This is a genomic window from Anisomitus miae (SeqCode) (genome assembly GCF_054906395.1).
This window is the reverse complement of sequence record NZ_JBRACL010000002.1, coordinates 1-13464: the sequence shown is the minus strand read 5'-3', so window position 1 is coordinate 13464 and position 13464 is coordinate 1. Positions and strand designations below refer to the sequence as shown.

Here is a 13464-nt window from a genome sequence, read left to right as displayed (position 1 = left end):
CGTCCTGAGCCAGGATCAAACTCTTATCCTTCTCTCTTACTCTCAAAATTAACGTCGACTCTTCCATTACCTATTCAATTGTCAATGATCTACTATACTCATTCACAAAGTTTACTTAACTATGATATCAAAATATAAAACATAAGTCAACATATTTTATATCTAATTTGAGAACTAAATAAATTATGCATAATTTATTTAGTCCAATATCATTTATAGCATTAAACTACACATCTTAATATTACTTTATACATTTCTAATTTTTTACCATCTTCAATAGTTTTTTTCATTACGTCAGGATATTCAGCCAACAACTTCACAAATACCTTTGCAACAAAAGGATTTTTAATACTTTTACTCAATATTTGTCTAAGACTTGAAGTATCCACTGCGTTTATATATTTATAAAATAACTCTACAATAACATTATAAAATTTTTTCTCATTACTTAAAATGTTAACAAGTGTATTTAAATCTTGATTTGCAAATATACTGTCATAATATTCATCGGCATTAGAACCCTTTAACGTTTTATTTATATGTTTTAATATATCCTTATACTTGTTTTTAAAACACTCATTATTCAGAATCATCGATTCATTCTCATCAAATTCAATTTCTTTATACTCTATCTTTTTATCAAATATCAAAAATTTGTTCCCCAACAGACTATAAATTTCATCTAAAATTTCAAACTGAGTAAACGAAACAAAAGATTTAACATAAGATTCCATACATTTTTTAAATATCACGTATATGTATTGATCATTTAATATTTCTCCATCCCTATCTTCTCTTATCAATTCTATAATCACTCTTAATTTTAATGTCATAACATTTACATTATTATACACATCATCTTCATCCGAATAATCAGAAAATACAAGTATGTAAACAAACCAATATAAATTTAATCCTTTATCATATTCATCCACACACCGAAATACAATATTCCTTATATCGCCCGTACTATTATTAAATGTATTTTCCTGTGTATGTAATTTATTTATGGTCCATTTTGCTACAAAAATATACGATTCATGTGATAATAGTACATAATCCTCATCCACAAAATTATAAATATCATTTAATTTTTGAAAAATATCTCCGCAAGTTAACTTTAATACACTACATCTATATACTTCATTATAATCAGATGTATTTAATTCGATTGAAAACAACAACCCCAATTTCATACCTTCCATGTGAGGCGAATTATAAATTAAAAAATCACACTCCTGCTCTAATAAAACTTTACTTATATTAAACTCCTTTATTTCATTTAATAGATCAAACTTATAAATGTCAAAATATTTACCAGTTAAAAGGATCTTGTAATAATTATTTCTATATGATGGATCCATATTGCTACCAAAGTAACTACGTATACTTCTCGAAAGTTGTTTTTTTTCATTTTCAATTGCAGAATCACTGTCAGATGTAGCCATATATCTTGCAAAAAAATACTCTCTTATCAAGGATTCATTACATACACTTTTTTCACCATGTATAACACTTTCATAAAATGACTTACCCTCAAATATGTAAGTATCATAAGAATCGATATCTATAATAATTCTCCTTATTAATTGATAAAATTGATAATAACAACTGTGATTTAAATCAACCCTTAAAAATTCTACAATCTTGCTCAACTCATCAGCAGAATTACCATGAATCATTAAATCATTTGCAATCCGTATCAGATAAGTATAAACTAAATCGTTATCGTTACCCAACTTCAAGTCTATCAATATATTCGGGATACTAAGAAAATAAGATAAATATCTTTTTTTGTTATCGATATCTTCATTTAATATCAATCTTAATATGTAAGTACATATTTCTAAATTGAATCCATATTTTCTACATCTGTGCAAAAATAGATCTACATAATTTATTTTGGAAATGAAACAGAAACTTAGAGAACTGATAATCTTGTTAAAATTATTAGATAAAACCATTTGCTTGACGTGTTCAGGTTCAAATATAGGTGATACCAAGTACTTAATTATTCCAGTTACCTTTTTAATAATATCATACTCTGAATAATCCGACACGATTTGATAATAAACGTTCAGAATTATATTACATTCTTCTTCATTAATTATAACATCGGTCAGATATGTTAAAAGAGCATATATTACATCTAAGTTCTCTATAAATTTTTTATTTTTATCATCAATTTGTTCAATAAATAATGTGTTATACTCTTTACAATAGCTACCAAATAATTTAAGAGTTGCAAATACGAAATCCTTGTCCTTAATCTGTAAGTTATTAACTATCTCTAACAGAGTCTGATCTAATCTAAATACCAAAACCATTAATACAGATATATGTTCAGTATAACTTTTGTCATTTTCCAAATATTCCTGACTATAAATTACAAACTCTTTAACATACTTTATTAAATGTTTAAAATCTATCATATCTCTTAAAAATTTTATAATAAAATAAAAACCATCGGATGTTACTCTACTACGTCCAATAACATCAACAATAAATTTCATAAATTTATCTTGACATAAATTTACAAAAATACCAAAAACGGATATATAGAATTCATCATAATTAAATATGTTAATATTGTAGACATCCATAAAATCATCAAATAGTATAGAAATACTTTTGAGCGCTATATTTCTATTACTACTGGAATTAATTTGAATATTACTATGAAGGACCTCATTCAATTTTTGCTTATAATTTATATCCGCCCTTATTGCATTGTCAATATGCTTCAATAGATGTTCCAATTCAAATATACAAAACTTAGTATTATCTAAAAATCTAAGAAATTTATACTCGTCTATCTCTTCATTTAAATATTTATATATATTCTCTAAATAAAGCAGATAGCTATCTCCTTCATAATCATTCCCAAATTCATTGACCAATAATTTGGTAAACAAACTCGTAAAATCAGAATATCCTATATATGCCATCAATAGTTTCTCCTCTCTAGAATTTTCTGAGCTATAAAATTTATATAATCAATATTTTCGATATATAAACTTTTATCTTCCATGAGAATCTTCAAAAAGTTAATACCGACCATGTTATAGGTATTTTTAGCGTAAAAACAACTTAAACTCCTTAATAACAAAACTCTGAATTCAATTTTTTCTAAAACTTTAGTTAAATAAACATTTTTCTCAATTTCATTCAAAATTTCATAAAAATACTTATAGTTTCTAAACTTCCTAATAATATACTCACAAAAATCACATGATGAATAATTTTTAACGATTAATGGTATTAAATTCTGAGAAATATTAATATCAATATTGTTATATATACCTATAATGTTATAAATATCCTTAAAATTTCTGTCCTCAATAAATTCGACTAGTTTATTAAAAATAAAATTTAATATTTTTTCATTCAAGTAAAAATCTCTAAAGCTACTGAAAGATTCAAGATATAGACAAATAAATTTAATATCATAACTGTTTTCAATAAGTTTTTTTTCGTCTACAACATTTTTTAAATGATTTACAAAAAAATTCAAATCCTTATACATCTTTGTAAATTCACATATTTTATCTTCATGTAAAAATTTATTACTCAACTTATTTAGAGACTTTTCGAAATTAATTAAATACTCTATTAATATTTTAAAATCAGTAATATTAAAATACTCAAAGTCTATATTATCAATACTTGATAAGTAGAAATGAACAATGAATGCTTTACTATTAAATTTTTCAAATTTATTTAATTTATCCAACATTTTAATATCAAATTTTTTATAAGAATTTTTAAATAAATTAAAGTATAAATTATTACTACAGCAAGTCTCATTTTTATACAAAAACCCAAGCACTTCAATGTGATTCAAATCCTCGTACAAACCTAATGTATTTAATTCACTCAGTATATTCTTATCCAAAATATTAAGAACAAATATAGATAAATTCAGACCATTTATTGTTCTACAAACCTTAATTAAACTTTTAAAGAGCACCCATATCTCTCTAAAATTTGTATTATCTATAATTCCAATCTCAATTATATAATCAAAAACTTTAAAAAATCTAAACTCATATGTATCACATAGATATACCAATTTATTCAGATCTAATTCCCTTAAGGCAAATTTAATTTTCTCTAAAAATTCTAAACTTTCCTCTTTGAATCCAAGAATATATTTTAAATTAGAACACTTTTCATAAAGTGATATTTTACAATCTTTACGAATATAAAATTTATCAATATCATAAAATTTTATATACTTCAATTTTTCCTTAACACTTTCATTAATTTGTTTATTCAGATTATCTCTTATACACATCTCCATACTTTCCATTAAAAATTCTCCCTAAAATATCTTCGAAAATTCCTGTATATTATACAAATTTAATATATAAATTATCAACAGTTTTTTTTTTTTTTACATATAATTGTAAAATTTTATATTATTTTCCTTTTTTATACTAAAAAATTAAATTATTTTAAATTACTGTACAAGTCTATAACTTAAATGTATAATTTATTTGTCGTTTATTACATAATGAATTTACTTTCATATTATTTATTTAGGAGAAATATTCATGATCAAACATAAAATTCTTTCATCTTTAGAATTACTTAACATTTCTAAACCAAGACTAACAGTGGTATTAAAAGAAGTTATAGATGATCTTTTACAAATTTCTAGTAATTCGAATTATGAAAATTTACGTGACTTTGATAATCTGTGCACGCAACTTAGAAACAAACATATCGATGATATTTCATCTTTTTTATCGCAGAATATTGTTGATTATTCTATTAATCTGAATCCATGTTCAGATAAAACCTTTGTGAATATAAAATTTATTTTTAGTAGTAGTTTTCCTGTGAATGAGCTTTGTATAAAGAACTTGAAAATATAAAAAATCACCTATAGCAAAGTATAGGTGATTTTTTATACCCAAATTTAATCAATATATTTTTATTAAATCTAAATTTCCCTGCATTAAATAATCTGTACCATTATCAATATATACAGTATCATTTTTATATATATTCAATTTGTAATCTCTACAAAATATACTTCCACTACCATCAATGCAAAAATAAACATTGAAAGTACTTAAACATTTATCTTTAATTGTACTTCTAATTCTAATTTTTTCAACTGTAAAATATGGAGTTTCAAGTATTTTAAAATTTTCAATTTTTCCTCCACAATCATATCGACTAAAATTTATAACATCTAATGCCTTCTCAACATTAAGTTCCCTTCCTCTTCCCCAATCACAAATTCTATAAGTTATATCACTACATTGTTGAATTTCTAGTAACTTTATCCCTTTTCCTATAGCGTGTACGACACCAGAAGGTATATATATCATATCTCCTTTATTAACCGATATTTGCTTTAAACTTTTTTCTACATTTCCACTTCTTACAATATCTGAAAACTCCTTCTTACTTAAACTCGGATCAATCCCACATATTAAACTAGCATTTTCCTCAACATCCAATATATACCAACACTCAGTTTTCCCATTATCATTTTCATATTTTCTAGCATAATCATCTGATGGATGCACCTGAACAGACAAAAAATCATTTGTCTTTATCTCCTTTATAATTATTGGTACATCTTTCCCTAAATATTCCCTTAAATTTTTTTGCTCTCCATATACATAAGAAATTCCACTTTTATGCGTTGATAAAATCCATTTTTCATAACCCCAAACTTTGTCCATCTTTATAGATTTAAGTTTTATTATACTGTTCATAAATTAAAACCCCTCCTGCCAAACATGAAATATTGTATTAACAACTTAAAATTAACGACTCTTCGAGTTTAATTTAGTAAATCAACACAAAAAACACTAATAAAGATATCTAAATATCAAAATTAGTGCAAAACCATGGTGCAGATAAAGGGACTCGAACCCTTACGTAAACAATTACACTAGACCCTCAATCTAGCCTGTCTGCCAATTCCAGCATACCTGCATACTCCCATTATATTTATAATTCATGAAATTGTCAACCAGTTTACCTTTATACATTGTTTTATATATATTATAATTTAGACTAATCTTTTTAACATAAATTTCTGTTTCCTTGAAAGGTATGTAATCCAAACTTTCTCCGGTCTTAGAAAATTCCTCGTTTTTAAGCCATTTATTAACATTGCCCCTACCGGCATTATAAGCGGACAATATTAGTAAATAATTATCATGAAATTCTTTTCTTAGGTTATCCAAATACCAACACCCCATGAGTATATTTTGTTCAGGATCATAGAGCTTATCATGAGAAAATTCTATTAAATTCATTTGTTCAGCAATCCAATCACCAGTTGACGGCGTTATTTGCATTAACCCCCTAGCATCCTTCCTGGAGGTTGCATTTTCATTAAAATTACTTTCAACTTTTATAATGGCCATAACTAAATACTTATCCAAATCATAAATTGAAGAATATTTTTCTATGTAATTATAAAACTTCAGGGGACATAATATCTTCAAAATATTACCAGAGAAGAAAAAAGTAACAACAATAAAAACCACTATTAAAATAATTACCTTTAATTTACCCATTACATCTGAACCACCCAATTTATTTTACAATGTTTTTAAAAATAAGCATAAGTGTTCTATCTGTTTTATCAAATACTCTCTTCCTCCCGAATTATCAATTATAAAATCTGCAAATCCTTTCTTCAAATTTATATCTATCTGAGAATTTATTCTATCTATAGCACTTTTTTTATCCATATTATCTCGACTTATAAGCCTTCTTAACTGTTCTTCTCTACTTATCCAAACCACTACCACATAATCCATATGCTTATGTAAACCTTTTTCAATTAATATCGGAGCATCCAATATACATAATTTTTCACCTCTCATTTCGTGAGTTAAAAAACTTTCATCAATCCTTTGAAGTATTTTGGGCATTATAAAACCTTCATACTTCTTTCTAGGCACAGCATTAGAAAATATATACCTTCCAAATTCTTCATTTATGAGTCTTCCATCTCGTACAAATTTTTCTCCGAATTCCTCTCTAATATACTCAAGAACTTCTACATCCTTGGATAATATATCCTTTACAATTTTATCCGAATCAATAACTTTAAAGTTTCTTTCAATTAAAATATCTACACAAGTACTCTTTCCTGATGCTATACCACCAGTTAATCCAATTTTTTTCAAAAATATCCTCCAAAATACTACTTAGCTTCAAACCAACTTTCTCCATACGCTATATTAACACACAATGGAACTAACATCTCATCATAACAAGTCTCCATCTCATCCCTGACTATATCGGAAACTACATCTATTTCATCTTTATAAACATTTAGTACTAACTCATCATGAACTTGTAGTATTATCGTAGACTTCAGACCTTTTTCTTCTAATTTTCTATACACTTTTATCATAGCTAACTTTATTATATCCGCCGCACTCCCTTGTATAGGAGTGTTCATAGCCAACCTTTCTCCCAAAGACCTTAATATCTTATTAGGTGACCTAATTTCATTTATGTTTCTTATTCTATTGAATATAGTTTTTACGTATCCATACTCTTTTGAAAAGTCAATTACATCTTCCATATATGACTTTACTCCCTTATATCTGTTAAAATATCTATCAATGTACTCCTTAGCTTCTTTTTTAGATATTTTTAAATCTTGTGCAAGTGCAAAATCACTCATTCCATAGACTATACCAAAGTTCACTGCTTTACATCTGTTTCTCATTTCGGGAGTCACTTCATCTTCGTCAACATAAAAAATTTCAGATGCCGTTATTTTATGTATATCTAAGTTATTTTTAAAAGCATCTATCATTTGCTTGTCTTTAGATATATGGGCAAGAACTCTAAGTTCAATCTGTGAATAATCCGCACTTAAAATCACGCAGTCTCCATTATCAGGTATAAAAATTTTTCTAATTTCCCTACCCAAAGGATACTTAATAGGAATATTTTGGAGATTAGGATCTGTACTTGATAATCTCCCAGTCGAAGTTATAGTTTGATTAAAAGATGTATGAATTTTACCATCTGAATCAATCATGTCAATCATTCCAGTTATATATGTAGACTGTAATTTAGTTATATGTCTATAATTTATAATCTCTTTTATAATATCATGTTTATCGATTAATTCATCCAATACATCAGCATTAGTTGAATAACCTGTTTTCGTTTTCTTAATTACAGGCAAATCAAGCTTTTCAAATAAAATTTTCCCTAGTTGCTTTGGCGAATTTATATTGAATTCTTCTCCTGCCAAGTTATATATATTTTTTGAATATTCGTCTATCTTTAATTTAAATTTATCTCGCAAATGGTTCATAGTGTCTATACAAACATTAAATCCTTGTAATTCAATCTTTGCTAAAACCAATGATAAGGGGTGCTCTATTTCAAAGTATAGATTTTCCATATTATTTTCAACTATCTTGTCCATCAAAGTTTTATATATTTCATTAAAATAATGAATTCCAATATCCTCATCACTTTCACTTAAACTAACCTGTAAATATTTATTGCACAAGCTAACAACATTAAATTCTTTCCCAGGATTCAATAAATACTCAGCAAGAGAAATATCAAAACACACATTATTAACTTCTTTCCCATATTTAAACATAACTTTATATATAACTTTAGAATTAAAACATACTTTCTTTACATTTGAGGAAAATATTTTAGATATCAAATCAAAATTTTCCTTTATTATATATCCATCGATCAAGTAACTTACATTATCAAAATTTAAATATATATTTTCAAAATATATTTCAGATACTTTTTGACCTTTCAGATTACACTTCAAATATATAGTGTTGGCATTATCCATCCTTTCAACCAACTCATTCAAATTCTCAGCACTATCTATAATATTTATTTCAATATCTCTATTCAAGGTATTATCGAGAACCTTGAAATTAATTCTATTTAGTAGAGATTTTAATTCATACTCCATATAAAGCTTACTAACCTTCTCAACATCGAAGTCACTATAAAAACTTAATTTTGAAAAATCAAACTCAATAGGAACATATCTATTTATTTTACTCAATTTCTTGGAAAGAAACGCCATATCCATATGTTCTATTAAACTTTTCTTTATCTTGCTATCGCGCATACAATCTATGTTACTATATACATTTTCTAATGATCTGTATTGTTTTATTAAATTAATGGCACCTTTTTCTCCAATACCAAATACACCAGGTATATTATCCGATTTATCCCCCATTATAGCCTTAACATCGATAAGTTCATTTGGAGTCACACCATATACTTCCATTATTTTATTAGTATCATAAATTTCTTTATCTGATATACCTTTTTTTGTTATAATTACTTTTGTTATATCAGAACAAAGCTGAAGAGCATCCCTATCTCCAGTTACTATAATTGGTTCAAATCCTTTTTCTTCAAAAATCCTAGATAGCGTACCTATTAAATCATCTGCTTCAAACCCATCTAGTTCAAATATGTTTATGTTCATAGCTTTAAGCATTTGCTTCAATGGATATAATTGCTCTACAAGTTCTTGAGGCATCGAGTATCTGCCAGCCTTATAATCCTCATACTCTAAATGTCTAAATGTCTTAGCCTTTTTATCAAATGTAGCTATTATATATTTTGCATTAAATTCATCCTGAACTTTAAAAAACATGGTTAAATATCCAAGTATTCCGTTTGTATGTACACCTTTTGACGTTGTCAAAAAGGGAATAGCATAAAAAGCCCTATTCAAAAGACTATTGCTATCTATTATTAAAATTTTTTCCATACCATAACCTCATGAAAATATTAATTAGAAATTGTACTATTTAAATTCAATTTATAAAAGGGGGTTTATATATGATAAATTTTTTCATAATATCGGGAATAATTATAACGATTTTACTAAATATATTTTTAATTTTGTGTTTTAGGGAATATCTCTTTAAGATTCAGGAACTCACTTCTAACGAAAATAAACTAATCAATATAGAAAATCTGTTATTGAAGATTGAGTCAAAGATAACTGACCACTTCTTCTTGACTGAAAAAAATTTAAGAGATGAACTTAAAAATCAAACCTTAACTTTGATAGATATTATAAATAACCGTTTAAATGAACTGGGCACAAATCTAAACTCTTCTGTAAATTTATTGAAAAATCAATTTAACATTGATGCAAAAATGAATAGAGATGAATTATCAAACTCTTTTGAGAAAATATCTATTTCCTTAGAAAAACAACTGAAATCTATTAATGAAACTCAAAACAAACTTATAATATCAACTGGAAAAAAACTTGATGTAATGCGCGACACAGTTGACGAAAAACTTCAAAAAACGCTGGAAAATAGAATATCGAAATCTTTTGAATTTGTCAGTAAACGACTCGAATTTGTCCACAAGGGAATTGGAGAGATGAATAATTTAGCTGTATCAGTAAATGATCTAAAAAAAATTCTCTCAAATGTAAAAACTAGAGGAATAATGGGCGAATATCAACTTGAAAATATACTTTCACAAACTCTTGCAGAAAATCAATATTACAAAAATGTTGTAACTAAACCCAATTCAACTGATAGAATAGAATTTGCTCTTAAGATACCCAGCAAAAATTCAAATAACGAGTTACTACTACCAATTGATTCAAAATTTCCAATGGAAAGCTACACAAATCTAGTTGATGCTTATGAGAAATCTGATAAAGATAATATTTTAAAGTTCTCTAAAATTTTTGAACTATCTATTAAAAATTTTGCAAAACAAATAAACAACAAATACATAGATACAATTACAACAACGGACTTTGCAATAATGTTTCTTCCAATAGAAAGTTTGTACTCTGAAGTATCAAAAAGAATTCAATTAATGGAATTTATTCAAAGAGAGTATAAAATAATAATAACAGGTCCTACAACTCTTTACGCACTATTAAACAGTTTAAGTTTAGCATTTAAAACGATATCTATAGAAAAACACTCAAGTGATGTCTGGAGAATATTAGGAGAAATAAAAAAAGAATTTACAAGTTTCGCAAACATATTGAAAAAAACAAAAGACAAACTAGAACAAGCAGCTAATGATTTGAATTCTTTATCAAATGTAAAAACAAAGAACATTCAAAATAAACTTAAAAACATAGAGTCATTACCATATGATTAAGATTTAACATGAGTTCTAGTTTTCGAACTCATGTCTTCTCATGTGACAGATTAACTATGAAAAAACGAGCACTCTTCAAGCTCCCTCAATATACTGTTCGGGATTTCTCCATATATTTTACATTCATTATCTTCACCTCTATTTTTACAATCATAACAATTGATACTTCTTATCACGACATCAATATTATTCACTATGTCATTATTGTTCACTTGGACACCCCTTAAAATTAAAATCATTTACAAGAATATAACATAATCATTTCATCAATAATATCTTAAAAATAATTCTACTACAGTAATTTTAAAAAATTTGTTTTTTCATGACCGAAAACTATAAATATTTTCTTTAATTTTCTCAATCATAAAATCTAAATTTACATCTTCAAAAACAAACTCTAAAAAATCCTTATTCATCTCTATTTCATTTTTGAAATATCTAAGAACGTAATAATGGTTTTTATTCTCCATTTTAAAATTAACCGCATCATTTAATAATTCTAAAAAGCTATAAGTTATATCAGCTAAAACCTTATCAATATCTTTTGAAAAAATAACCCTAACATTAAATCTTTTAATAATAACTTTCAAGTCAATTAGAGCACTTTTCATATCTGTACTCAAATTAAAATACTCTAATGTAAAACAAAAATTCACATTGTTAAAAATCAAGTCAACCAATTTATAAAAATTATTTTTTATATCTAAAATATTTTCATCTTCCATTATAGGATATAAACCACAAATTTGATCTACAAACAAAAAATACCTAAAATTATAATTATAAAACTCGACATCCCTATATGGAGAATACCCATAAATAAGATTTTTAATCTTATCCTCAAATACTCCGTCTTTAATCAAAATATCCTCAAAGTCTTTAATAAAACAAACATACTCCAAAGCTTTATCCAAATCCATATTTGAGTATATTATCCTATTATTAAGATCACCTATTACATCAAAATCGAAAATTCCCAAAATATCAAACAAATCTAAACTAAGTTTCAAAGTACCAACTAAATTTTTAGAATTCTCCACACACACAAGATCAAAAAGTCTAGACTTAAAACCATTAATGTACTCATCACGACTATAATTTAGTTTAACTCTCATATCCTTCAAAACACATACAAATCGCTCTAAAATGTCAATAGAATATATATTTGTAATCAAATCTTTAATTATGTCAGACTCTATCTTAATCTTACTCATTAAAAACTCATGAACTAAATTATCTTTTAAATAAAATCTTCCATCCATTCTCATATGGATAAATTTATTCTCAAGTTTTTTAAATGAAGCAACAATAAGGTCATCAAAATCCATGTCTTCTCTAAGTATTCTCTTACCTAAAAAATAATTTTTTGTGATCTTTATCCAAACACTCACATTATCTAAATTATCGATACACACTGAAAATAATATAAATTTATCTATATAAAAAAGTTTCGAATACATACATTCTAACTCTTCGTAATTTAAATCAAAATTATCAATTTCTCTATTCAAAATGTCTTCCTTAAAATCACGTAAATTAACATAATTTCCACTAAACCCCTGAAAAAATTTATAAGAATTAGGTAAATCTCTCACACTTGCAATTAACACCTTATTTTTCGAACATATAATTTTATTTATGTAGTTTTTGAATTTCAATAAATCTAAACTAATTTCACCAAAAAAATCATCTAAATAAAATATTTGAAATCTATCATCTGAATAAATTACTTCTAACTCATCAATACATCTTACCTTAAACACATTTAAATCGTCTATACGTTCGTACTTATCGTATAAGATCTCTCTTATAATTTTAAAACATATACTTTCCTTCAATATGGAAGATGCTCCGCTTATTATTAAAAAATTTTTATCATATATTTTATCTAAAAAAATCCGTAATAGTTGACTGTTCTTAAAAGGACTATCCCCAATAACTCCCACTTTCATACTTAAAATTATTTCTTCACTCATATCAAACTTAATCATAAAAAATAAAAATACCTCTATTATCACTATATAAAAGCTATTACCTTAAGACTTTTTATTAAAATAATCTAATATAATACTATTATTTTAAATTACTTTTCCAAATTAGTTAGAAACACTGTAAAAAACCTAGAGAGATACATGGAACTGTTTTCATTGTAAAAAAAGTATATCATACCCCTTTATCCATTCTATTTTCTGAATGTTTAAACCAACTATCAATATCAATTCCTCATAAAATCTAACCTAATCTCAAAGTAATATACACATATTACATGTACCAATTTAGCCTAAATAAAATTTCTAAATTCTATAATAAGTATTTATAAAT

10 protein-coding genes and 1 tRNA gene are annotated in these 13464 nt (G+C 25.7%); 2 read left to right on the top strand and 9 right to left on the bottom strand.

The window, feature by feature from the left end; translation table 11 throughout:
* Positions 1–221: 221 nt before the first annotated feature.
* Entirely contained in the window at positions 222–2948 is a 2727-nt protein-coding gene (locus AALI31_RS00500; RefSeq protein ID WP_489884567.1) for a hypothetical protein, read from the bottom strand.
* Positions 2948–4312 (bottom strand): hypothetical protein, encoded by a 1365-nt coding sequence (locus tag AALI31_RS00495; RefSeq protein WP_489884566.1) that lies wholly within the window; start codon positions 4310–4312, stop codon positions 2948–2950. Before AALI31_RS00495 ends, AALI31_RS00500 begins: the two co-directional genes overlap by 1 nt.
* A gap of 244 nt (positions 4313–4556) precedes the next feature.
* Between AALI31_RS00495 and AALI31_RS00490 the strand changes: the two genes are divergently transcribed.
* Entirely contained in the window at positions 4557–4880 is a 324-nt protein-coding gene (locus AALI31_RS00490; protein WP_489884565.1) for a hypothetical protein, read from the top strand.
* A 48-nt stretch (positions 4881–4928) separates the two neighbouring features.
* Here the strand turns inward: AALI31_RS00490 and AALI31_RS00485 are convergent, their stop codons facing one another.
* The 5 genes from AALI31_RS00485 to polA all read right to left on the bottom strand — a co-directional run bounded on the left by AALI31_RS00485 (position 4929) and on the right by polA (position 9769).
* Positions 4929–5735 carry a class I mannose-6-phosphate isomerase gene (locus AALI31_RS00485; RefSeq protein ID WP_489884564.1) on the bottom strand — a complete coding sequence of 269 codons (807 nt, stop codon included), beginning with the start codon at positions 5733–5735 and terminating at the stop codon, positions 4929–4931.
* A gap of 136 nt (positions 5736–5871) precedes the next feature.
* Positions 5872–5958: transfer RNA gene (locus AALI31_RS00480), tRNA-Leu, on the bottom strand.
* The gene (locus AALI31_RS00475) at positions 5928–6548 is read right to left on the bottom strand and encodes a lytic transglycosylase domain-containing protein (protein ID WP_489884563.1); all 621 of its coding nucleotides are present in this window, start codon (positions 6546–6548) and stop codon (positions 5928–5930) included. Before AALI31_RS00475 ends, AALI31_RS00480 begins: the two co-directional genes overlap by 31 nt.
* A 24-nt stretch (positions 6549–6572) precedes the next feature.
* The gene (coaE, locus tag AALI31_RS00470) at positions 6573–7166 is read right to left on the bottom strand and encodes a dephospho-CoA kinase (protein WP_489884562.1); all 594 of its coding nucleotides are present in this window, start codon (positions 7164–7166) and stop codon (positions 6573–6575) included.
* A gap of 17 nt (positions 7167–7183) precedes the next feature.
* Positions 7184–9769, bottom strand: a complete 2586-nt coding sequence (polA, locus tag AALI31_RS00465; protein WP_489884561.1) for a DNA polymerase I — start codon at positions 9767–9769, stop codon at positions 7184–7186.
* 71 nt (positions 9770–9840) lie between these two features.
* On the opposite strand from polA, the gene AALI31_RS00460 reads away from it, so the two are divergent.
* Positions 9841–11142: a DNA recombination protein RmuC gene (locus AALI31_RS00460; RefSeq protein WP_489884560.1), complete on the top strand. Its 1302-nt coding sequence runs from the start codon at positions 9841–9843 to the stop codon at positions 11140–11142.
* Positions 11143–11192: 50 nt separating this feature from the next.
* Here the strand turns inward: AALI31_RS00460 and AALI31_RS00455 are convergent, their stop codons facing one another.
* Complete coding sequence (locus tag AALI31_RS00455) at positions 11193–11354, bottom strand: hypothetical protein (protein WP_489884559.1); 162 nt, start codon at positions 11352–11354, stop codon at positions 11193–11195.
* Positions 11355–11462: 108 nt separating this feature from the next.
* Positions 11463–13133 carry an nSTAND3 domain-containing NTPase gene (locus AALI31_RS00450; RefSeq protein ID WP_489884558.1) on the bottom strand — a complete coding sequence of 557 codons (1671 nt, stop codon included), beginning with the start codon at positions 13131–13133 and terminating at the stop codon, positions 11463–11465.
* Positions 13134–13464 lie beyond the last annotated feature (331 nt).